Origin of the sequence: Thermocrinis ruber (genome assembly GCF_000512735.1) — a bacterium.
Lineage (GTDB): Bacteria > Aquificota > Aquificia > Aquificales > Aquificaceae > Thermocrinis > Thermocrinis ruber.
This window is the reverse complement of sequence record NZ_CP007028.1, coordinates 1,145,322-1,165,854: the sequence shown is the minus strand read 5'-3', so window position 1 is coordinate 1,165,854 and position 20,533 is coordinate 1,145,322. Positions and strand designations below refer to the sequence as shown.

The 20,533-nt window shown below is 46.0% G+C and carries 24 protein-coding genes; 17 read left to right on the top strand and 7 right to left on the bottom strand.

The window, feature by feature from the left end; translation table 11 throughout:
• Window positions 1–25 precede the first annotated feature (25 nt).
• Both THERU_RS06260 and THERU_RS06255 read left to right on the top strand, forming a co-directional pair.
• Window positions 26–736, top strand: a complete 711-nt coding sequence (locus tag THERU_RS06260) for a copper resistance protein B (protein ID WP_025306426.1) — start codon at window positions 26–28, stop codon at window positions 734–736.
• A 118-nt stretch (window positions 737–854) separates the two neighbouring features.
• Window positions 855–2,720, top strand: a complete 1,866-nt coding sequence (locus THERU_RS06255) for a helicase HerA domain-containing protein (protein ID WP_025306425.1) — start codon at window positions 855–857, stop codon at window positions 2,718–2,720.
• Here the strand turns inward: THERU_RS06255 and dtd are convergent.
• Together dtd and murI are read right to left on the bottom strand one after the other, a co-directional pair.
• Window positions 2,717–3,151, bottom strand: a complete 435-nt coding sequence (gene dtd / locus THERU_RS06250) for a D-aminoacyl-tRNA deacylase (RefSeq protein WP_025306424.1) — start codon at window positions 3,149–3,151, stop codon at window positions 2,717–2,719. The genes THERU_RS06255 and dtd overlap by 4 nt on opposite strands.
• A gap of 2 nt (window positions 3,152–3,153) precedes the next feature.
• Complete coding sequence (gene murI / locus THERU_RS06245; RefSeq protein ID WP_025306423.1) at window positions 3,154–3,918, bottom strand: glutamate racemase; 765 nt, start codon at window positions 3,916–3,918, stop codon at window positions 3,154–3,156.
• Window positions 3,919–3,982: 64 nt separating this feature from the next.
• Between murI and THERU_RS06240 the strand changes: the two genes are divergently transcribed.
• Genes THERU_RS06240 through THERU_RS06230 form a run of 3 tightly spaced genes read left to right on the top strand, consistent with a single transcriptional unit; the run spans window position 3,983 to window position 5,300 of the window.
• Window positions 3,983–4,279, top strand: a complete 297-nt coding sequence (locus tag THERU_RS06240) for a c-type cytochrome (RefSeq protein WP_025306422.1) — start codon at window positions 3,983–3,985, stop codon at window positions 4,277–4,279.
• Window positions 4,258–4,512, top strand: coding sequence for a DUF7990 family protein (locus tag THERU_RS06235; protein ID WP_025306421.1), 255 nt, complete (start codon window positions 4,258–4,260; stop codon window positions 4,510–4,512). The genes THERU_RS06240 and THERU_RS06235 overlap by 22 nt, the downstream gene beginning before the upstream one ends.
• A gap of 11 nt (window positions 4,513–4,523) precedes the next feature.
• Window positions 4,524–5,300: an ArsA family ATPase gene (locus THERU_RS06230; protein ID WP_051402158.1), complete on the top strand. Its 777-nt coding sequence runs from the start codon at window positions 4,524–4,526 to the stop codon at window positions 5,298–5,300.
• On the opposite strand, the gene THERU_RS06225 is transcribed toward THERU_RS06230, so the two are convergent.
• Window positions 5,292–5,966 carry an N-glycosylase/DNA lyase gene (locus tag THERU_RS06225; RefSeq protein ID WP_025306419.1) on the bottom strand — a complete coding sequence of 225 codons (675 nt, stop codon included), beginning with the start codon at window positions 5,964–5,966 and terminating at the stop codon, window positions 5,292–5,294. The genes THERU_RS06230 and THERU_RS06225 overlap by 9 nt on opposite strands.
• Window positions 5,959–7,491, bottom strand: coding sequence for a DNA repair protein RecN (locus THERU_RS06220; RefSeq protein ID WP_025306418.1), 1,533 nt, complete (start codon window positions 7,489–7,491; stop codon window positions 5,959–5,961). Before THERU_RS06220 ends, THERU_RS06225 begins: the two co-directional genes overlap by 8 nt.
• 29 nt (window positions 7,492–7,520) lie before the next feature.
• On the opposite strand from THERU_RS06220, the gene THERU_RS06215 reads away from it, so the two are divergent.
• The 9 genes from THERU_RS06215 to murG are packed head-to-tail and all read left to right on the top strand — an operon-like array spanning window position 7,521 to window position 16,159.
• The gene (locus THERU_RS06215) at window positions 7,521–7,973 is read left to right on the top strand and encodes a phosphate-starvation-inducible PsiE family protein (RefSeq protein WP_245565809.1); all 453 of its coding nucleotides are present in this window, start codon (window positions 7,521–7,523) and stop codon (window positions 7,971–7,973) included.
• Window positions 7,974–8,014: 41 nt separating this feature from the next.
• On the top strand, window positions 8,015–9,121 hold the full coding sequence (locus tag THERU_RS06210; protein ID WP_025306416.1) for an inositol-3-phosphate synthase: 1,107 nt from the start codon (window positions 8,015–8,017) through the stop codon (window positions 9,119–9,121).
• Complete coding sequence (locus tag THERU_RS06205) at window positions 9,118–10,239, top strand: pyridoxal-phosphate-dependent aminotransferase family protein (protein WP_025306415.1); 1,122 nt, start codon at window positions 9,118–9,120, stop codon at window positions 10,237–10,239. The genes THERU_RS06210 and THERU_RS06205 overlap by 4 nt, the downstream gene beginning before the upstream one ends.
• On the top strand, window positions 10,233–10,868 hold the full coding sequence (pspA, locus tag THERU_RS06200) for a phosphoserine phosphatase PspA (protein ID WP_025306414.1): 636 nt from the start codon (window positions 10,233–10,235) through the stop codon (window positions 10,866–10,868). The genes THERU_RS06205 and pspA overlap by 7 nt, the downstream gene beginning before the upstream one ends.
• Window positions 10,843–13,383, top strand: coding sequence for a tetratricopeptide repeat protein (locus THERU_RS06195; RefSeq protein ID WP_025306413.1), 2,541 nt, complete (start codon window positions 10,843–10,845; stop codon window positions 13,381–13,383). Before pspA ends, THERU_RS06195 begins: the two co-directional genes overlap by 26 nt.
• Window positions 13,380–13,997 carry a MotA/TolQ/ExbB proton channel family protein gene (locus tag THERU_RS06190; protein ID WP_245565808.1) on the top strand — a complete coding sequence of 206 codons (618 nt, stop codon included), beginning with the start codon at window positions 13,380–13,382 and terminating at the stop codon, window positions 13,995–13,997. Before THERU_RS06195 ends, THERU_RS06190 begins: the two co-directional genes overlap by 4 nt.
• The gene (locus tag THERU_RS06185) at window positions 13,994–14,389 is read left to right on the top strand and encodes an ExbD/TolR family protein (RefSeq protein WP_038532202.1); all 396 of its coding nucleotides are present in this window, start codon (window positions 13,994–13,996) and stop codon (window positions 14,387–14,389) included. The genes THERU_RS06190 and THERU_RS06185 overlap by 4 nt, the downstream gene beginning before the upstream one ends.
• The gene (locus THERU_RS06180; RefSeq protein ID WP_025306410.1) at window positions 14,389–15,099 is read left to right on the top strand and encodes a YdcF family protein; all 711 of its coding nucleotides are present in this window, start codon (window positions 14,389–14,391) and stop codon (window positions 15,097–15,099) included. Before THERU_RS06185 ends, THERU_RS06180 begins: the two co-directional genes overlap by 1 nt.
• Before the next feature lies 1 nt (window position 15,100).
• On the top strand, window positions 15,101–16,159 hold the full coding sequence (murG, locus tag THERU_RS06175; protein ID WP_025306409.1) for an undecaprenyldiphospho-muramoylpentapeptide beta-N-acetylglucosaminyltransferase: 1,059 nt from the start codon (window positions 15,101–15,103) through the stop codon (window positions 16,157–16,159).
• Here murG and THERU_RS06170 read toward each other — a convergent pair.
• The 3 genes from THERU_RS06170 to THERU_RS06160 all read right to left on the bottom strand — a co-directional run bounded on the left by THERU_RS06170 (window position 16,076) and on the right by THERU_RS06160 (window position 17,992).
• Window positions 16,076–16,714 (bottom strand): lipoyl protein ligase domain-containing protein, encoded by a 639-nt coding sequence (locus tag THERU_RS06170; protein WP_025306408.1) that lies wholly within the window; start codon window positions 16,712–16,714, stop codon window positions 16,076–16,078. The genes murG and THERU_RS06170 overlap by 84 nt on opposite strands.
• Window positions 16,714–17,715: a biotin synthase BioB gene (gene bioB / locus THERU_RS06165; RefSeq protein WP_025306407.1), complete on the bottom strand. Its 1,002-nt coding sequence runs from the start codon at window positions 17,713–17,715 to the stop codon at window positions 16,714–16,716. The genes THERU_RS06170 and bioB overlap by 1 nt, the downstream gene beginning before the upstream one ends.
• 67 nt (window positions 17,716–17,782) lie before the next feature.
• Window positions 17,783–17,992, bottom strand: coding sequence for an AtpZ/AtpI family protein (locus THERU_RS06160; RefSeq protein WP_025306406.1), 210 nt, complete (start codon window positions 17,990–17,992; stop codon window positions 17,783–17,785).
• 17 nt (window positions 17,993–18,009) lie between these two features.
• Between THERU_RS06160 and THERU_RS06155 the strand changes: the two genes are divergently transcribed.
• From THERU_RS06155 to THERU_RS06145, 3 genes are all read left to right on the top strand, one after another.
• On the top strand, window positions 18,010–18,276 hold the full coding sequence (locus tag THERU_RS06155) for a cupin domain-containing protein (RefSeq protein ID WP_025306405.1): 267 nt from the start codon (window positions 18,010–18,012) through the stop codon (window positions 18,274–18,276).
• A gap of 126 nt (window positions 18,277–18,402) precedes the next feature.
• Window positions 18,403–19,719, top strand: coding sequence for an FAD-dependent oxidoreductase (locus THERU_RS06150; RefSeq protein WP_025306404.1), 1,317 nt, complete (start codon window positions 18,403–18,405; stop codon window positions 19,717–19,719).
• 53 nt (window positions 19,720–19,772) lie between these two features.
• Window positions 19,773–20,489: a Rieske (2Fe-2S) protein gene (locus tag THERU_RS06145; protein ID WP_025306403.1), complete on the top strand. Its 717-nt coding sequence runs from the start codon at window positions 19,773–19,775 to the stop codon at window positions 20,487–20,489.
• The last annotated feature ends 44 nt before the right edge of the window (window positions 20,490–20,533 follow it).

Genomic DNA, 20,533 nt, shown 5'->3' with positions numbered 1-20,533 from the left:
CTCAACCTTAAAAAGAGGTTTTGCCATGAAAAAGCTAATTGCCCTTAGCCTTTTGGCGTTAAGCCCTATGTTGCCGATATTTGCCATAGCCTATGGAGAAGAGATAAAGCCCATGCATTCAACAAGGTTCGGTGGCTTCTTTGTGGATAAGTTGGAATACAGAACTAAAAACAAAGACCTAAAGTTTCACATCTACTCCTTTTACGGAGGAGACCACCACAAGCTGTGGGTTGATGTGGAGGGAGAAAGGGGGCTAAAAAATAGCGAGTGGCTACTTGAAAGGGCGGACTTGCTGTTTGTAAAGGCTATCTCAGGCTCTTGGGACCTAAGGGCGGGCGTGGGCTACGCGGGTAGCAACGAGGGTGGAAGGTCAAAGCTCGTGCTGGGTGTGAATGGTCTGGCACCCTACGGGTTTGACGTGGAGGCAAACCTAAACCTAACCAACAAAGGAGAGCTTTACGGAAAGCTTGAAGTGGAGTATGAACTTTTGATAACCCAGAGGCTCATCCTTCAACCGAGCTTTGAGGTTTTGGCAAGCACCAAAAAGATAGAACCCCTTGGAGTTGGGAGCGGTCTAAGTAAGACAGAGTCAGCCCTAAAGTTGAGGTATGAAATAAAGAGGGAATTTGCACCTTATGTGGGCGTCTCTTGGGAAAGACATTTCGGACAGACTAAGGAAATGGTTGGAGAAAGGGACCTTATAAACTTCCTGGTGGGCTTAAAAACTTGGTTCTGAGCCTTCAGCCTCCACTCATAAACTTGCCATACCAACGAAGAAAGCCAAAAACCAAAAGGGTTAAAAAAATAAGGAATAGAACATAGAGCAAAAGCTCCATAAGGAATAAAATATTCCTGTGGACGCACTCATTGACAAACTTATAAGGGAGGTCTCCCAAGTTCAAAATTCCCTCAAGGTTGCTTCTCCGTGGATCAAAGGGGAGGTCTTGGAAGAACTTATAAAAGCCCTCAAACCTCAGGTAAAGTTGGAGGTTATCCTGAGGGCTGGAGAAAGAAGGGACCTTGAAATCACAGATTACAGGGTTTTCAGAGCCATAAGGGACTTTGGAGGAGAAGTATACATAAACCCACGATTGCACGCCAAGTTTTTGATAATGGATGAAAGAAAAGCCTATGTGGGGTCTGCAAACCTCACTTACTCGGGCACTGTGGAAGGCAACTTGGAAGCGATGGTGCTGGTTGAGGAGGAAGAGAAGATAAAGGAGCTTTTGGCACTTTGGGAGCTTTTAAAAGGATCCTCTATTAAGCTGGACAAAAACACGGTGGCGGTTGCTCTGAGGGCATACTCTTCCACCGAGTTGGAGGTTTTGCTTTTGGAAGATCTTCCTGAGGAGAGCTTTTTGAAGGTAAATACAGATAAGGGCTTTTTGGTCTGTAAGCTCAGGAACGTTAGCACCTTGGGTCCCGATAGCCTCAGTCTAAAGCTGAGTAGCCTTCAAAAGGACTGGGTGGTTGCCCTCATAAACAGCATGGCGGAGGAAAGCGGAAGAATAAAGGTAGGGAAGGTTTATGTAGTCTGTGAATACATAAAGCACAGGGAAAAGGAAAAGGAGAGCCTCTTTGGAGTTCCCTTGAAGACTTTGGAGGTGGGCACCCAGTTTGTAAGGATGGAAGAAGAGGAGGAATTGAAGGAACTTATGGGCACTAACATGTCTGGCTATCCTATGGAGGTTAAGGTCTTTGCGGGCAAGCTCTTTGGTGTGGGCACACCCGCCTACTTGGACCTTACAAAGATCGCCACCATGCACATGGCGGTGCTTGGCACCACTGGTTCTGGGAAGACCACCTTTGTGATTCGGCTTTTAAAGGACATAAAGGACAAAGGCTACGCCCAAGTTTTTGTCATAGACCTCTTTGGAGAGTATTTCAAAAAGCTAAAAGAAAACGAGGAATTCATAGATTATGTGAAGTTTCCCTATACCCTCTTTCCCGTAGGTGCAGAGGACATAAAGGAGCTGTTTAAGAGGTATGGCTTTGAAGTGGGAGAAAGGTCTTCCCAAGAGCGGGCTTTCTTTGGGAAAATAAGAAGGTCCCTAAAGCCAGACCTAGAAAAGATCGCCTACAGTGAAAGGAGTTTGGAGGATATTCTCCTTGATGCACCCGCGGACATTAGAGAGCAGGCGGAGGACCTTTTGGGGCTCCTCTCAAGGGACTTTGGAGAGGACGCAGTAAGAAATCAAAGGCTAGTATGGGAAAGGGCAAAGGAGGTGGTGAATTCTAAAAGTCCGCTGGTTATATGTGATTTGAGCGATCTGGCAGACCCAGAGTCCCGCCTGAACATAGTGGGGCTAATCATGAAGGAGATATTCCTCTCTTCAATGAAGGATGGCAGGAGGCGGATCATAGTCCTTGAAGAAGCCCACAACTTTGCACCGGAGAGGGGTGCCATTGACATTCCTACAGGAAGGGAAAACATAGCCCTTCAGATGACAAAGAGGATAGCCTTGGAGGGTAGAAAGTTTGGCGTTGGCCTTATAGCCATAACCCAAAGACCTGCAAACTTGAATAAATACATACTTTCCCAGATGAACACACAAGCCATATTCCGTTTGGTTTCCAAGAACGACTTAGATGCGGTGTCCGTGTTCTTCGGAGAGAGGGATTGGGGGCTTTTGAACTTATTGCCTCTTCTTAGACCGGGAGCCCTATATCTGAGTGGTCTGGCAGTGCCCTTTGGTATGCTCTTGGAGATTGAACTTTAAACTTCCAAAAGGATAGTTACGGGTCCGTCGTTTATTATGAAGACCTCCATATGGGCACCAAAGATGCCCGTCTGCACGGGCACATATTGGGAAAGCTTTTTGACAAAGAGTTCATAAAGTTCTTTTGCCTTCTCTGGCTTTTCTGCCTCCTCAAAGCTGGGTCTTCTGCCCTTTTGGGTGTTGGCATAAAGGGTAAATTGGGAAACCACAAGGGCGGAACCCTTCACATCCAAGAGGGAATACTGAAACTTACCCCTTTCATCCTCAAATATTCTAAGATGCACCACCTTTTCCACCAGCTTATCCACCTTCTCCTCCGTGTCTCCCGCCCTGACTCCAAGAAGTATGTTCAGTCCCTTTTCTATTCTCCCCACCTCTTTACCGTCCACCACCACCCAAGAGGCCTTTACCCTTTGCACTAAGGCGCGCATGTTCAGAGCTTACAAAGGACAGGTATGATCTCGTAGCTTTGCTCCTCTCCAAGGATCAGCTTTATAAGATGGCTTAGGTTGGGCGAGTTGTCGGTAAAAAAGAGCCTCAGGGTCCCATTCCCTTCGTTCTTTGCCAACTTTTTGACTTCTTGGGCAACCGCTTGGGCAGAATCCACAATCTCCACATCTCCCATGTACTCCCTTATGGTCTCTTTTAATAGGGGATAGTGGGTGCAGGCAAGTATGAGGGTATCCACCTTACCCTTCAGCTCTTCCAAGTAATACTCCACTACACTTTGGGCTATCTTGCCGTTGATTATACCCTCCTCCACCAAGGGAACAAAGAGGGGGCAAGCCTTGGCTACGGGCTGTGCGCCCTGTTCCTTTAAAAGGTTTTGATATACCGCACTTTGCACGGTACCCCTCGTGCCTATTACACCTATTCTCTTGGTCTTTGAGACCTTCAGGGCTTGTTCAACGCCGGGCTGGACCACTCCAATCACGGGTATGGTTAAGCTCTCCCTTAGAAGCTCCAGGGCGTAAGCACTGGCAGTGTTGCAGGCAACCACCAATAGCTCTATACCAAAGGACAGAAGAAACTCTGCACACTCAAGGCTGTATCTTTGGATGGTCTCCTTGGACTTGCCACCGTAGGGCACTCGGGCAGTATCCCCCAGGTAAAAAAAATCTACGGAAGGCAACTCTTCCCTTAGGGCTTTTAAAACGGTTAGCCCACCTACGCCCGAGTCAAAGACGCCAATTTTCATGATTTTTTCATGTGGGTTTTCCTATTATAATACACTAGAATAACCTTATTTAGGAGGTGTGAACATGAAGAAGGCTCTCATGCTATTAGCAGTAGGTCTTGTAAGCGTATCCTTTGCCAGCCAACAGCTCGCCCAACAGAAGGGCTGTATGGCATGCCACGACCTGAAGGCAAAGAAGGTGGGACCTTCTTTCGCGGACGTAGCCAAGAAGTATGCAGGCAAGCCTGATGCGGTGGATTACTTGGCGGGTAAGATCAAGAAGGGCGGTGCTGGCGTTTGGGGTTCTGTACCAATGCCTCCTCAGAACGTGTCTGACGCAGAAGCCAAGCAACTTGCCCAGTGGATCTTGAGCGTAAAGTAAGAGAACTCTTTTCGGAGTTTGTCCAACTTCACTTTAAAAAACCCGTGGAGGCGGACTTCAGGGACCTGAGGTCTGCCCTCCTCTTTTCTATGTTCTTAGAATGGTTCGGTCTTGACAATCCCTTAGGTATATACCTTTTGGACCTTTATCCGGAGCTCTTGTCTGAATTTCACCTTTGGCACAAAACCTTGGGCATAGAACACTCAAAGCTTGACTTTCTACCGTGCTGTTAAAAAAGGTTTATATGTTTGGAGGGAAGGGTGGCGTTGGCAAAAGCACCTTAGCCTGTGCCTTAGCCCTGTGGCTTTCTGAGAAGGGCAAAACCCTTTTGGCTTCCTTGGACCCGGCACATTCTCTTTCTGGCATACTCAAAACATCGGTAGGAAGCAGTATTACTCAAGTTCTCCCAAATCTTTATGCAGTGGAGCTTGATGCCCAAAGCTTAGCCCGGAGCTATGTGGATAGGGTTTTAAAGGGCTTGGAGGAGATTCTTTCTCCCTCTGTCTTGGAGGGTGCAAAAAGGTTTGCGTCCTTGATCTCCTCCTCTCCCACCTCTTTGGAAACTGCAGTCTTTGACAAACTTTCTGAGCTCTTGCCCCAGTATGAGTATGTGGTTTTGGACTTTGCGCCCACTGGACAGGTGCTCAGGTTCTTTGACTCTCTAAACTTGGTTCAAGAGTGGCTTGAGTTTTTGGTTCAGCTCAGCCATCGGCAGGAGGAGATAGACCGGTTTATGAACAGAAAGAGAAACCTACCCCAACTTCTCAAAGAAAGGCTCCAAAAGGTAAAGTTCTTGGCGGAAACCTTAAGGGAAAAGGGATTGCTCTTTGCGGTGGCAAGGCAGGAACCCTTAGCCCTCCAAGAGGCACAGATGTTAGAAAAGAACACTTTCATAAAAACAAAGAGGGTTATAAACTGCTCTGAAGAACCCACAGAAGGGCTCAGCATCCCAAGGGTAGAAGACCCCTACGGGATTGAAAACCTCAAAAAAATCCCCATAGAAAAGCTCGCCCTACTTTAACACCTTTCCCGTCTTTAGATAGAACACATAAAGGTCAAGTTCTGCCAAGCTCATGCCAAGCCCTTGTGCCACTTCCTTGAGGACCTTCTCCGACTGAAGGTATATTTTCCTCGTTACGGTTTTGTAGTCTGGAATGAGCTTTTTCTCTTTCAAAAACCTGAATATGTGTCTGTCTATTATTGCCACATCCTTGTAGCCGATGTTTCGCAAAAAATGGGACGCTTCCTTTAGCCCAAAGCCTTCCACTTTGTATTTGGAGCAAGCATCACTTAGAAGGTCCCTGAGTTCTTGCGGGCTTGAGCCATTCTTTAAAAGCTCTAAGGTTCTGTGAAAGCTTTCCCTTGCCTTTACGATCCTTTCTGCCCTTTGGCGGGCAAACCTATGACCAAGGGAAGAGAGAATTTCTGTTAGCTCTTCCAAGCTCAAAGTTTTAAATCCCTCTGTTCCTATTTGCATCTGTGCCTTTATGCCAAGGCTTGCGGAGGAGTTGGCAGTTAGCAAGCAAAAGCAAAGTTCCGAGAATAGGTCCGCCTTATACTCCGCATCTAAAAAGGGCTTAAAGTTAAAGTAGGTCTCTCCAAACCTTCCCAAGTTCTCAAACTCCTCCAGCCTTCTACGGACAAAGCTTCCAACTTTTTCCTTTGCCAGAAGGACATCCTCAAACACCACACACCTCCTTCATAAGCTCCACCGCACCTTTAAGGGTTTGGTCGTTTATTATACCCATGAGCCTTGCCACCTCTTGCAGGCGCTCTTCCCCTTCAAGCTCTTTTATTAAGACTTGGTTGCCCTCCCGATAAGTTTTAAAGTGTTTGTCTCCTGCGGAAGCGAGGGCGGGCGAGTGGGTTATGGCTACAATCTGCATCTTTGAGGATAGTCTTTTCAAAAACTTTGCCATTTTGAGGGAAGTCTCTCCGCTTATGCCCACATCTATCTCATCCAAAAGGTAAGTCTGGGCTACAGGAGATAGCAAAAACAAGCTCAGGGCTAAACGGGAGACTTCCCCGCCGGAGGCAACCTCTGCCAAATCCTTGGGTGTTCCCCCGGAGGAAGAAAACAAAAACTTTACATCCTCAAAGCCAAAGGGTCCCTCCCTCTCTTCAAAGAGCACATCAAAGACGCCCTTTTCCAAACCAAGCTCCTTCAAGCTATCCATTACCATGCTTACAAAAACAGACTTTTCTTCCCTTCTCTTGGCACTGAGCCTTTGCCCCACCTCTCTGAGCTTAGCCCTTAGCCCTTCCCTCTTGCTTTGAAGCTCCTCAAGGTTCAGTTCTATACTTTCTAACCTTTTTATCTCCTCTTTGAGCTCTTTGGCAAACTCTAAAACTTCTTTGTAGCTCTTTTTGTATCTTCTTTCTAAGCTCTGCACCGCAAAGACCTTCTGGTTGAGTCGGTCTATCTCCTCAAGGTCCCAGCTTTCATAAAGGTTGGAGAGCCTTTTTCTGAGTTCAAGAAATTCCTCCTGAATTTGCGTGAGGCTTTCTCTTTCTTGGCTCAACCCCAAGCCCTCCAAGAGCTTTGCCAAGTTCTTCAGACTGGGTATTAACGCTTCGTCCAACAGTGCAATCCCCTCAAGGGATAGCCTGTTGATCCTCTCCCCTTCTGCGTACTTTTTTAGAACCTCTAAAGCCCTCTTGTACTCCTCCTCCGACCATCCCACCTTTTCAATATCCCTTAGTTCCTCCTTGAGTATTCTAAGCCGGAGGTCCTTTTCCCTCTCCAGGTGGGCAAGTTGCTCCAACTCCTTTTCCACCTCCTTTAATTGCTGATAGATCTTTTCAAACTCCCTTCTCAGTTCAATGGCTCCCATGCTTTTATCGAAGACATCCCTCTGAAAGTCCCTTCTTAAAATTCTTAGCCTGTCATCCTGCTTTTGAAAAAGTAAAGCCCTTGAGAGGATTTCCTTGACCACCTTTTGGGTACTACTGAGCCCATTGAGGTAAAACCTACTCCTTCCTCTGTTTATCTCCCTTCTTAGGATGAACTCTTCATCCTCTAAGACTATCTCCGCCTCCACGGCAGTGCCTTCCTCGTAATCCCCCTGCTCCCCTATCAAAAACGAAAGGGCAGAAAAGGTCATGGACTTTCCTGTTCCCGTCTCTCCTGTGATCACATTGAGACCTCTGTCAAAGAAGAGCTCCTGCCCTTCTATGAGAAGGAACTTATCTATGCTCAGCCTAACCAGCATAAAAAATAAGATAAGGAAAACATACCCTTGTGGAAGTTTTCTACATTAAAATAAACCAGTGGGAAATGTTCCAAGAGACCATATCTAAACTATACAAGCAGTTTGTTAGACTGGCTTTTAATATAACCATAATAACCCTCATAATCGGGCTCTTTGTAGGTATATTCAGGACTGTCTCAGAGCTTGGTCTTACCATCACAGAAGCTACGGTCAGATTGGGTTTTAAAGAGTTGGTTACCAACGTACTCTCTTTGATTATAGTGCTTGAGCTTATAAGGGCTTTTATAGAATTTTTTGAACACGAAAGGGTTAGGGTGGCTATACTATTAGAAGTCCTAATAGCCTTTCTTATAAGGGAGTTTATGCTGCATCTCTTTGAAGGAAAGCTTTCTGGGATGGATGTATTCTTTTGGTCCTTGGGAATTGTGGCTCTTGTAGGTGCGAGGGCGATAGGCTTATTTTATAGTGTACCAAAGGGTTAGGTCTTCGTATAATAGTTATTTAAGCTTCTTGGAGGTTTGGAATGGGTAAAAAAATCAAAGTGGCAATAGTGGGTGTGGGCAACTGCGCAAGTGCTTTGATTCAGGGTATCTATTACTACCAAAGAAATCAAGGTCAAGGAGTAAGCGGTTTAATGTTTGAGGACGTAGGAGGGTACAAACCTTGGGATATTGAAGTGGTGGCTGCGTGGGACATAGACGCAAGAAAGGTAGGAAAGGACGTCTCAGAGGCGATCTTTTCTCCACCCAACTGCACCACAATTTTTGAACCAAACGTGCCAAAGACTGGTGTAAAGGTGCGTATGGGAAAGGTCTTGGATGGCTTTGCGGAGCATATGAAGAATTACCCACCCGACAGGACCTTTGTGCTTGCAGATGAAAAAGAAGACGAACTGGAGGATGTGGTTAAAGTGCTAAAGGATACCGGTGCAGAGATACTCATAAATTATTTGCCCGTAGGCTCAGAGGAGGCTGCGAGGTTTTATGCTACTGCGTGCCTGAAGGCGGGTGTCTCTTTTATAAACGGTATGCCTACCTTTATAGTCTCTGACCCAGAGTGGGCAAAGAAGTTTGAAAGTGAAGGCATACCAGTGGTGGGAGATGATATAAAGTCCCAGGTGGGTGCAACCATAGTACACAGAACCCTGGTGCAGTTATTTTTGGACAGGGGCGTAAAGATAGATCGCACATACCAGCTAAACTTTGGCGGAAACACAGACTTTTTGAACATGTTAGAAAGAAGCAGGCTAAAAACCAAGAAGGTTTCAAAAACCCAAGCGGTAGAGTCTCTGCTTCCTTACGATATAGGAGACCAAAACATACACATAGGACCTTCCGACTGGGTACCCTGGTTAAAGGATAGAAAGATCGCTTACATAAGGTTGGAGGGAAGGATATTTGGTGATGTGCCCATATCCTTGGAGCTGAAGCTTGATGTGGAGGACTCGCCAAACAGTGCGGGCTCTATGATAGATGCCATAAGGTGCTGTAAGTTGGCAAGGGATAGGGGCATAGGCGGTCCTTTGTATTCCATAAGTGCCTACACCATGAAGCATCCACCCATCCAATATCCTGACTGGCAGGCAAAGAGGATGGTAGAGGAGTTCATAAGAGGAGAAAGGGAAAGATGAAAGAAAGGCTTTTTACACCCGGTCCTGTGGAAATTCCCGAAAGGGTAAGGAAGGTTTTAGGGGAGCAGATCATCCATCACAGAACGGAGGAGTTCAAAAGGAGCTTTCTGGAGGTCAGAGAACTCTTTAAGAGGCTGTTGGAGGAGGACTCTGAAAACTTTGTGTTCTTTGCCAGCTCGGGCACCGGTGCCATGGAGTCTGCCATTCTGAACTTCTTCGGGCAGGGGGAAAAGGTTCTGGTTATAAACGGTGGAAAGTTTGGGGAAAGATGGCTACATCTGGCAAAACACTGGGGCTTAGAGCCCATAGAGTATAAAGTTGAGTGGGGTAAATCCGCCGACCCGGAGGAAGTAAAAAAGCTTTTGGACAAGCATGCAGATTGTAGGGGTGTCCTTTTGCAAATTTCAGAGACCTCCACTGGTGCCTACCATCCCACAAAGGAGATCGGGGAGCTGTGTAGGGATCGGGAGGTATTATTGGTAGCAGACGCCATAACCGCCTTGGGTGTGTATAGGATCGTGCCCTCCCAATGGGGCATTGATGTTTTAGTTGGTGGCTCCCAAAAAGCCCTTCTTTTGCCTCCGGGACTTTCGGTGCTTTGGTTTTCTCAAAGGGCAGAAAGAAGGCTAAAGGACCGTGCCTTTTACTTTAGCGTAAAGAAGGAGCTAAAAAAACAGATGGAGGGACAGACTGCCTGGACGCCCGCCATAAGCCTGATCTTAGCCCTAAAGGAAAGCCTCAGCATGCTCCTGGAGGAGGGTATGGAAAGGGTGGAAAACAGGCACAGGCTGATCTCAAAGGCTACGCTTAGGGCGGTGGAGGTGCTTGGACTAAAGCCCTTTGCAGAAAAGCCCTCCATTTCAGTTTCTTCAGTCTTTTCCCCAATGGCAGAGGACATAAGAAGGCTCCTTTTGAAGTATGGAGTGAGGGTTGCTGGCGGGCAGGATGGGCTAAAGGGTAAAATATTCAGGATATCCCATATGGGCGTAGACCCAAAGGATGGGCTCATGCTGGTGGGTATGTTGGAGGTGGTGTTAAAGAGGCTTGGCTTGTTTGATGGTCTGGGTGAGGGTGTGAAGGCTTACTCTGAGGTGCTAACAGAGGGCGGGTTGTGGTAAAGCTCTTTATAATTCGGCACGCAGAGAGCGAGTGGAACCCAATAGGTAGGTATCAGGGACTTTTGGACCCTGGGCTTTCTGGGCGCGGGCTAAAACAGGCAGAGCTCTTGGGTAGGGCTCTGGAGAAGGAAAAGATAGATGTTATATACTCTTCCCCCCTGAAGAGAACCTATCAAACTGCCCAAGAGATCGCCAAAAGGCATGGGTTAGAGATTATAGAGGACAAAAGGATCATAGAGATAGACCATGGGGTTTGGTCTGGCATGCTTGTGGAGGAGGTAAAGGAAAGATTTCCGGAGGATTTCAGAATGTGGCTTGAGGAACCGCACCGGGTAAAGTTTGAAGGGGGCGAATCTTTGCAAGATGTTTTCAAGAGGGTAAAGGACTTTTTAGAGTTTATAAGAGAAAAACACTGGGGACAAACGGTGGCTATAGTTTCCCACACGGTTCCCATAAGGGCTATGCTCTGTGCCCTCTTGAACATAGACCTTTCAAAGTTTTGGGTTTTTGGCTGTGATAACGCCAGCTATAGCTTGGTGCATATGGAAGAAAAAAGAAACGTTATAGTAAAGTTAAACATAACTTGCCACTTAGGAGAATGGTATGTTCAGGCTCATCACGCTCTTTAGTCTATCTTTGTTGCTAATAGCTTTCTCGCAGATAAAGAAGGAGTTTGACCTTCAGGTGGAGATAGTAGCCAAAGAGGTGGAGGAAAAGCCCAAACTGAGCCCCCCTCAGAACCTTCCACTGAAGGTGTCCGAGCCCATGGATTTGTCCCCAAGGCTTTTAGAACCTCCAAAGGAGATGGAGTTTATACCCGTTGCTAGAGTGGAAGGAAATGGCTTGAGCTGTGGGAAACCCAAGGATGCCATCGCATACAAATTTGGGGTTGATTACTACCTTAAGGGTGATTTTCTTAGAGCAGAAAGGGAACTCAGCTCAATTTTAACAATGCCCTCCCCCTATAGACCTATGGCGGAGTATGTGCTCGGTCTTATGAAACTTAAAGAGGGGCAAAGGTCAGAAGCCCTCAAATTCTTTGAAAATTCCTGTAGGGTTCCCCACAGATACAGAGATTCCGCCTGCGAGCTCTATTACGCCCTGAACTTTGGGCTAAAGGGCAGTGTTCCTAAAAACGAAAACCCCCTGTGGAGTGTCGTTTACGAGATTAAGGAGAAAAAAACCTACAGGGAGCCCAACTGTCAGGAGGTTGTGTTTAAAAACTATTGCGATTATGTTTTGGACTTCGTTAAAGGGAAGGTTAGAGAAGAATACAAAGACAGCACCACCCTGAGAAGGGCTATCCTTCTTTTTCAGACAGGAAAGCTGGATGAGGCAGAAAGAGTATTCCTTGAATACTCAAAACCCACAAAACCCTACAGAAGTGTCGCCCTGTACTACCTTGGGCTTATAGCCCTGCAGAAGAAGGATACCAACAGGGCTTATCAGTATGCCAGTCTCCTTGAGACTATAAACAGAGAATACGCCAATTCCCTTTACTCCCAAATAGCCCAAAGGGATGTGCTTTTGGCAAGGATCACATACAGCATAACCAAGGACCCCAGCTTTTTGGAGCTTGCGGGAATTATAGCATACAACAGAGGGGACTATCAGCTTGCCCTTTCCAACTTTCTTGAAGCTAAAAGCATAAAATACGCAGTCTATTCTGCCATTAGAATGGGCGACTACAAAACCGCCTATAGCCTTTTGGAGGGCAAAAGGGAAAAGGATAGAGAAGATTACCTCTGGCTTTTGGAAAGTGCTTATTGGGCTAACTTGCCCATGGAGGAACCACTGAAGGCTGTAAAGGAACGCTATCCTGAGCTCTATAAGGAATACTTGGGTTGGAGCTTTTTTAGAAAAGGAGATTGGCTCTCCGCCTTAAGCTACTTTGAAGACCCCTACTACAGGGCATTGTGCTACTACAACCTTAAAAAGTACGAGGATGTTTTAAAAGTTCTTAGAGGTATAGACCATCCAAGGGCAAGGCTTTTAAAGGCAAAGTCTGCCCTCTTTTTGGGCAAACCCGCCTTGGCAAGGAGCTTCCTTACACAAAATTCTCCCGAAGAACTATACCTTTTGGGGCTGAGCTATTTTATGGAAGGTGAGTATGAGAGGTCTATAGATTACTTTAAAAAAGTTCCGAAGGATAGTCCCTTTGGCGCACGGGCACTCATGAAAACTGGAGATGCCCTGTATAACCTGGGGAAGGTGGAGTCTGCAAAGGAAGCTTATTGGGAGATATTAAAGAACTTTCCAGAGGACCCGTTGGCGAGCCAAGCTACTTTGGCCCTTTTAGGAATGGAAGAAAGAGAATTGCCCCCAGGCGATAGAGAAAAGCTCATAAAGAGCTATCTTCAAAAGGAACCTAACTCTCCCTATGCCCCAGAGCTTAAGTATCAGTTGGCAGACCTGCTCATAAAGAGAGGAGAAAAGAAAGAAGCTGAAAAAATCCTGGTAGAGCTTTTTGAAGGAAACTCGCCCTTAAAATACAAAGCGTTGCTAAAATTGGCATCTATTGAAGAGGATAAAAGAAACAAAGCGGTGCTCCTTTATAAGGTGTATAAGGAAGGAAACAGCGAAGAGTCTGCCATTGCAAGGAGGGAGCTTGTAAAGCTATATGAAGAGGTTGGAGATCAACAAAGCATGGCAGAGCTCTTGGAAGGCGGAGACCTGTCAGATAAAGAAAGGGCAATGCAGATTTATGCAGACATTAAAAGGTGGGACAAAGCCCAGGCCATTGCCAACCAATTGATCAGCCTTGGCTACAAAAGTCCCTCCTTTGATAACACCTTATGGAAAATATACGAAAATACCAAGGAGAGAAACATCTTGACTGCCCTCACAAAAAGCCAAGATATTAACCTCTCCGCCAAAGCCAAGTTGGAGATGGCAAAACTCTTAAAGGCGGAAGGAAAGCCAATGGAAGCCCTTGAGTACCTTGTGGATATATCCCTAAACAACAAAGGTGCCCAGGTATACAACTCAGCCATATTGGAGGGTGTCCAGATCTTTTTGGAGCTACGTTTGAGAAGGGATGCCAGCTGTTTTCTTGAAAGGGTTGATGCCAACACCCTTTCTCGGGAAGAAAGGGTTAAAATTGAGAGGTTGAAAAAGGAACTTCCAAAATGTGAGGTGCGATGATGGAGGGAGTATTTGCCCTTTTGAAGACGGGCGGATTGGCTATGTATCCTTTGCTTTTCCTTTCTGTGGTTTCCTGGGCTGTAGCCACAGAAAGGTTGATAAACCTGCGCTATTCAAACTTTCTTTCAAAGAACCTAAAAGAGGCAAAAAGTTTGCTGAGGAACGGAGACCTTGAGGGTGCAATCAAACTGCTTTCCTTAGACACATCCCTGGGAAGCAAAGCCCTTTTGAGGGTTTTGGAAGACTTCAAAAGTGGAAAGGTTCCCAAGAACGGGCTAACAGAAGCCCTGAGAACAGAGATTGACCTTTTGGTGCCAAAGGTGGAAAAGAACTTAGCCCTTCTTTCAACAATTGCTAGCCTTTCTCCTTTGATCGGTCTCTTTGGAACTATTACAGGACTCATAAAGGTATTCAACGCCTTTTCCATAAACCATTCTGAAACTGCTCTGAACCTTCTTGCGTCGGGCATTGGTGAAGCTTTGGTAGCTGCAGCAACGGGTTTGGCGGTTGCCATTCCAGCCCTCTTTTTCTATTGGGTCTTTAGAATATGGGGAAGTAGCCTTCTGAACCGCTTGGAGGAGGAACTGTTGGAATTTGTGAGGTTATTACCGTGAGGAGGCGTAGGTTAAGCTTTGATGAAAGGGCATACATAGATGTGGTTCCGTTGGTGGATACCCTTTTGGCTGTCTTCCTCTTTTTGGCGGTGCTTGCCTTTCAGTCACCTATAACCCTGTTGGCAGTCAAACTTCCCTTTGCCAGAGAAGGCGAAAAAGGACAGATCACGCAAGTGCTTAGGGTTCAGGTTCTGAAAAACGGAGAATACCTTTACGAAGGTAAAAGAACTACTTTGGAAGAGTTGGCAACTGTTTTTGAAGAAAAAAAGCCAAAAAGACTGATAATAGAAGCAGACGAGGATACCGCCCACAAGTTTGTGGTCTCTTTGATGGACATGGCAAAGGCTAAGCAGGTGGAAGAAGTGCTCATTGCCACCAGAAGAAGACCCTGATGTTCTTCCTGAAAAAACTGATCACCCACTTTATCCTTCCACCCGGGCTTTTGGTAATAGCTTTTGCATTTCTTGGGATTTTGACCAAGAGAAAGCTCGCAAAACTTATTGCCTTTTCCTTTGCCCTTTTCGTCTATCTGCTTTCAATAGAGCCCATAAAGGATGTGCTTTATAAACCTTTGGAAGAAGCCTACCCTGTGCCCTCCAAACCGGAGGGAGATGCCATAGTGATCTTAGGTGGTGGTGCCTACAACACGGGCATCCTCAAAGAGGACTCCACAAAGAGACTGCTTACGGGCTTTGTGCTTCACAAACAGACAGACCTTCCCATCATACTCTCGGGAGGTACCTCTATTGGTGTCTTGCCCGAGGCAGAAGTCATGAAGGAACTTCTCTTAACCTTAGGTGTGGATAAAAGTAAAATCCACACAGACGTGAATAGCAGAGACACAGCAGAAAACGCCCAAGAGGTAAAAAAGCTCTGCGAAAGACTGAGATGTAAAAAAATTATATTGGTGACTTCAGCTTACCATATGAAAAGGGCGGTGCTTTCCTTTCAAAAGGCGGGCTTGGATGTAGTTCCATACCCTACCGATTTTAAGAGGGACATGAGGTATAATCTCTACAGCCTTTTGCCAAAAATGAGCGTCTTTGCAGACAGCTACAAAGCCCTAAGGGAATACTTAGGCTTGGTGTGGTATTCTCTTTGAAATGCTTTACGTTGCAGGCGGTGGCACAGGAGGACACTTTTTTCCAGCGTTGGCCCTAATAGAGTGCCTTTTGGAGAGGGAAATTCCCTGTAAGTTCGTAGGTGCGGAGAGAGGTATAGAAAGAAAACTTAGCCATTTACTGCCGGTGGAGGGAAAATTTTTAAAAGTCTATCCCTTTTTTGGAAGGTCCCCCGTAGAAAAGTTAAGGTCCCTTTATAGTATCTTTTCTTCCTCTTTGTTTCTTCTGCCAAAGCTTGAAAGGAAGGATGTTAGCATTATCTTTGGTGGCTATGCGAGCCTTCCCCTTGGTCTTGCCTCTGTGCTAAGAGGAACTCCCCTCTTTCTTCACGAGCAGAACTCTATCCCAAGTACTACCAACCAACTTCTCAGCAGGTTTGCCAAAAGGGTGTTTGTATCCTTTGAATACTCCAAAAAGTTTTTTCCAAAGGAAAAGGTCGTAAAAACGGGCTTGCCAGTAAGAAGGGCTCTAATAGATGGGCTAAAGCTCTCCAAAGAACAGGCAAGGGCGTTGTTAAACCTTTCTGACAAGCCAACCCTCTTGGTGATGGGTGGCAGTCAGGGCGCTGTCTTTCTAAACAACTTAGCCTTTGAGATATTTAAAAAAACGGATTTCCAAGGTGTGCATATAACGGGAGAGAAGGATTACGAAAGGTTCAAAGATGCCTACAAAAACATGCCCGTCTTAGTCCTGCCCTTTACCGAAAACATGGGCCTAATCTACAGGGCTTGCGATTTAGCCCTAAGTAGGGCTGGTGCAAGCACCATAACTGAGCTCTCCCTCTACGGAGTTCCTGCCCTGTTTGTTCCCTTTCCTCATGCAATCAGAGACCATCAGTATTACAACGCCAAGGAGATAGAAGGGCTTGGAGGTGGATTGGTTATAAGGCAAGAGGAAGCTGAGCTTAACACTGTTCTAAAGCTTTTGGAAAAGATCCTTTCCAACAGGGAGGAATTTTCAAAGGCTATAACTCGTTTTGCAGACCAGAATCCTTGTGAAAAAATCCTCAACAGCCTTCAGGAGTTCCTCCCAAGATACTGATAGCTCCTTAAATGTGATCATCCTATCCCTGAGCCTTTCACTCGGGATACCCATTATCTGCTCAGCCTTGAGATAGTCCAAAGTCCAGAAAAGGCTCCCATGGAGCAAAAAGCCCCTTTTTCCCATCCTCATAGCACAGGCCACCAACTTCTTTCCCCTGTGTGTAATCTCTCCAAAGGTAGGCTGGAATATACAAAAGTATTCCCTGTAAGAGCCTACGTAGTTGGAAATCCCAAGGGAAAGACCTAAACGCTCAAGGCTCTCCTTTAAAAGTCCCATAAGCCTTAAATAAATCTTTTTTGGGCTTTTGCCCCATATTTCCTTTGCGTCCACCACCGAGAAGGAGATATCCCATCCATGCAGAAGGGCACCACCACCGGTAGGTCTCTTTACTACATCCACAGGAAAATCCCTTGATTCTTGGTGAAAGCCCAAGCTGATTACAGGTTTCTTCCAAAGATAAATCCTAAAAAAAGGCCCTCCACCCTCTTCAACCCGCAGGAAGTTTTCATAATCCTTTTGCATGTTCTCATAGCCATCAAGGACCTCGATCATTACAAAACCTTTTCAAGCCTTTCAAGCTTTAGGTCTTTTATGAGCTGATAATCCTTCTTTATGTCCCTTCCTGCCCTTGTCAAGTAGCCTCCTACCATCATGGCGTTGGTCATTAACATTGCCATGCCGTAAAAGTCTCTCAGGGTTTGTTCCCTCCCACCGCAGAGCCGGAGTTCCGCCCTTGGGTTTGTAAATCTAAACATGGCAATTATACGGAGGGCTTCCAATGGCTCCACACCCGGTGCCTTCTCTAAGGGCGTTCCCTCAATGGGCATCAAAAAGTTCAAGGGTATGGAATCCACCTCCAGCTCCCTGTAGGTTAGAGCTAAATCTACCCGGTCCTCATCGGACTCGCCCATTCCAAAGATACCCCCACAACAGGTGGAAAGTCCAACCTTTTTTATCCTCTTTATAGTCTCATATCTTTCCTCCCAAGTGTGAGTGCTGACGATCTTTGGGAAGAAATTCTTGGAAGTCTCCAAGTTATGATTGATCCTTTTAACACCCGCTGATTTTAGCTTTAGGAGGGACTCCTCATCCAGTGTGCCTGCAGACACGCACACATTTATGGGCAAACCTTTTACCTTTTTTATTTCCTCCACGCTTTCTTTGATCCTTTCCACCTCCTCCGGTGTAGCAGACTTTCCACTCAAAACTACGCAGTATCTGTTTGCCCCAAACTCCACTGCCCTGTAGGCACCTTCCACAATCTCTTCCTTTGGCACCAAAGGATAAACATTTATGGGAGTTTTATAAAACTTAGACTGGGCGCAGAACTTACAGTCCTCTGAGCAAGCTCCACTTTTGGCGTTTATTATTGAGCATAGCTCCACCTTCTTGGGTTCATGAAAGTGATTTTTGACCTTTTGGGCAAGATACACCAAAAGGGCTATGTATTCATCTGGCGTTTGCAAAATGGCGAGGGCTTCCTCTCTACCCAGCTTTTCCCCTTTAATAACTCTATCTGAAAGCTCTATTAAAAATTTTTCCCACTTGTCCATAGCAAATAAATTATAATCTTTCTTAAAAAAAATATACATTCTGCTTTACGACATACCCAAAGTCTACTCACAACCTTTTTAAGTCTCTAAAGGCGTTTCTAAAGCCAGCGATCACACCAACAAAGAAAAAGAAAAAGAGTCCAAAGGGAAAGGTTTTCTTCCCAAAGAGACCCTCCATCAGCCAGATGTCAAAGGCATAACCCACCAGCAGACCCGCCAAAACACCACCCAAAATATTAAAGCCCACGGTAAGGGCTAAAAAATCCTTACCCCTCATTGGTTAAAATTTAAACTATGCTGGACCCAAAAGCCATAATGGAGGAGCTAAGAAAGGAAGGCTATAAAAATCTCTACACCTGGTGCGACCCACCGGGAACTTTCTATGACTGGCACACACACCCAGAGGATGAAATAAGGGTGGTTTATAAAGGTTCCATCGTGATCGGCACAGAAGAAGGAATTTTTGAGCTGAAGGAGGGAGACCGCCTGGAAATAAAGGCTGGCACCCGCCACTGGGCAAGAACCCAGGAGGGTGTTTGTTACGTTTGTGGTAGCAAATAAAAATATTCAGATATTTTAAAGGGCTTATATAACGGAGCTTAATAGATTTTTAAGTATTTATTATTGCAAGGTTGAAAATTCAAAGCTAAACTAAGAAAAGAAATAGTCAATAAAGGAGGTGGTAATATGAGTGTAAGCAGGAGGGACCTTTTTAAGCTTGCAGGTGTAGGTGCCCTTGTGTCTGCATTGCCTTCAAAGTCTTCCTTTGCCGCTGCCGAAAAGGTGGGTAAGATGGGAGCCATGCTTCCGCCACCCAAAGGAAACAGGGTGGTAGTATGCGGTGGAGGATGGGCAGGTTTAACAGTAGCCAAATACCTCAAAAAGGAAGACCCCAACATTGAAGTGGTCCTAATTGAAAAAAGACCTAACTTCTTCTCCTGCCCCATATCTAACGAATGGCTTGCAGACTTGGTTTCCCTTGATTTCCTATCCCACGATTACAATCAACCCGCCGCCAAGTATGGCTACAAGTTCATCAATGCGACTGTATTAGGAATAGAAAGGGACAAGAAGAGAGTTTATACCCCTCAGGGCTACATTGAATACAACTACTTGGTACTGGCGCCGGGTATAAGATACAACTACTCCGCATGGTTCAAGGATGACAAGCAGATGGCTGAGTATGCAAGGGTGCATTACCCACCTGCCTACATACCCGGTTCTGAACATCTTGCACTAAAGAGGAAAATCTGGGAGTTTGAAGAAGGTGATTTTGTAATTACAGTTCCTCCTGGTGCATACAGATGCCCACCAGCACCCTACGAGAGGGCAGCAATGATCGCCTATGTCTTTAAAAAGAACAAGGTAAAAGGAAGGGTGATTATTCTTGATCCCAAGGGAGACATAGCACCCAAAGGTCCGGGCTTTAGGGCAGCTTATGAGCAACTCTACCTCGGCATAGTAGAGTATGTGCCAAATGCGGTCATAAAAGAAGTAGACCCTGTAAAGAAAATCATAAAGACCACCGCAGGAGACTTCAAGTTTGCAGATGCTAACTTGGTTCCACCCCATCAAGCGGGTGATTTAGTGTGGATGGCAGACCTCATAGCAAAGGACAAAGACGGCAAGCCTACCGGATGGGCAGATCAAGACCCCATCACCTTCCAAGCAAAGGCGGACCCCAATGTATTCTTGGTGGGAGATGTCATCGGTGGCGTTCCTTATCCCAAGAGCGGACACATGGCAAACTCCCAAGGTAAGATCGTAGCCAAGATCATAGCTTCAAGGATCAAGGGCAAGGAGTACAAGCCCACCCTTCCCGACAACACGTGCTACTCTATGGTAAACGGCGATCCTCAAGAGGCAATAGTCATAAGCGTTACATACGAGCTAAAGGACGGAAAGATCGAACCCAAACCAAAGGTTATCAACGAGCGTTCAAAGGCGTTGGCGGACGCTACCTACGAGTGGGCAAAGGCTATATACAGAGATATGTTCGCATAATGTGGTAAGGCCCCCTCTGGGGGCGTTTACACTACACATTGGAGGTTTTAGATATGGACAGAAGAGATTTTTTAAAGGTGTGTAGTACGGTTGCTGTAGCATCTATGATAGACCCTTCTGTGTTTTCCAATATGCTCTCCGCACAGGAGGGAATGTTTAAAGCATACAAAAAGGCCTTGCTTGTAAAGGAGGATGGTTCTCCTCTCAGGGAGGAAGACCTTAAGCCTCACAATGCCTACATATTCTTTTACCCCTACGCAAGCACGCCTTGCTATTTGATAAACCTCGGGGAAGAGGTAAAACCAGTGGATGTTAAGCTAAAGGATGGCAAAACTTACAAATGGCAAGGTGGAGTAGGAAGCAAAAAGAGCATAGTGGCATACTCCGCCATCTGTGCCCACCAATGGAGCTATCCCACGAAGCAGTACTCCTTTATAAACTACTATCCTCCGGACAAACCTTCCGAGATTACAAAGAAATCTGGTGTAATACAATGCTGTGCCCACTTGGGACTTTACGACCCAAAGGAAGGGGGAAAGGTTATTGATGGACCACCGGAAGTTCCTCTGGCATCAGTGGTTATACAGGAAGAAGGTGGCAAATTCTACGCCATTGGCATTTTGGGAGTGGATCAGTTCAATCGGTTCTTTGAAACTTACAGAAGAGAGTTAAGGGAAGCCTACGGTAGCATTGCAAAGGCAAGGGAACTTGTGGATAGATGTGTTGTTATGGAGGTGAGTAAATACGTGAAACAAGTCATTCACTGTTAGTAGAAAGGGCGAAGTTGCAATTGGCTCTGGGCGGTTATAAGGAA

Coding starts and splice junctions, on each gene's coding strand:
- THERU_RS06260 (WP_025306426.1), top strand. CDS start 26: ATGAAAAAGCTAATTGCCCTTAGCCTTTTGGCGTTAAGCCCTATGTTG.
- dtd (WP_025306424.1), bottom strand. CDS start 3,151: ATGCGCGCCTTAGTGCAAAGGGTAAAGGCCTCTTGGGTGGTGGTGGAC.
- murI (WP_025306423.1), bottom strand. CDS start 3,918: ATGAAAATTGGCGTCTTTGACTCGGGCGTAGGTGGGCTAACCGTTTTA.
- THERU_RS06240 (WP_025306422.1), top strand. CDS start 3,983: ATGAAGAAGGCTCTCATGCTATTAGCAGTAGGTCTTGTAAGCGTATCC.
- THERU_RS06230 (WP_051402158.1), top strand. CDS start 4,524: ATGTTTGGAGGGAAGGGTGGCGTTGGCAAAAGCACCTTAGCCTGTGCC.
- THERU_RS06220 (WP_025306418.1), bottom strand. CDS start 7,491: ATGCTGGTTAGGCTGAGCATAGATAAGTTCCTTCTCATAGAAGGGCAG.
- THERU_RS06210 (WP_025306416.1), top strand. CDS start 8,015: ATGGGTAAAAAAATCAAAGTGGCAATAGTGGGTGTGGGCAACTGCGCA.
- THERU_RS06205 (WP_025306415.1), top strand. CDS start 9,118: ATGAAAGAAAGGCTTTTTACACCCGGTCCTGTGGAAATTCCCGAAAGG.
- THERU_RS06195 (WP_025306413.1), top strand. CDS start 10,843: ATGTTCAGGCTCATCACGCTCTTTAGTCTATCTTTGTTGCTAATAGCT.
- THERU_RS06190 (WP_245565808.1), top strand. CDS start 13,380: ATGATGGAGGGAGTATTTGCCCTTTTGAAGACGGGCGGATTGGCTATG.
- THERU_RS06180 (WP_025306410.1), top strand. CDS start 14,389: ATGTTCTTCCTGAAAAAACTGATCACCCACTTTATCCTTCCACCCGGG.
- murG (WP_025306409.1), top strand. CDS start 15,101: ATGCTTTACGTTGCAGGCGGTGGCACAGGAGGACACTTTTTTCCAGCG.
- THERU_RS06170 (WP_025306408.1), bottom strand. CDS start 16,714: ATGATCGAGGTCCTTGATGGCTATGAGAACATGCAAAAGGATTATGAA.
- bioB (WP_025306407.1), bottom strand. CDS start 17,715: ATGGACAAGTGGGAAAAATTTTTAATAGAGCTTTCAGATAGAGTTATT.
- THERU_RS06160 (WP_025306406.1), bottom strand. CDS start 17,992: ATGAGGGGTAAGGATTTTTTAGCCCTTACCGTGGGCTTTAATATTTTG.
- THERU_RS06155 (WP_025306405.1), top strand. CDS start 18,010: ATGCTGGACCCAAAAGCCATAATGGAGGAGCTAAGAAAGGAAGGCTAT.
- THERU_RS06150 (WP_025306404.1), top strand. CDS start 18,403: ATGAGTGTAAGCAGGAGGGACCTTTTTAAGCTTGCAGGTGTAGGTGCC.
- THERU_RS06145 (WP_025306403.1), top strand. CDS start 19,773: ATGGACAGAAGAGATTTTTTAAAGGTGTGTAGTACGGTTGCTGTAGCA.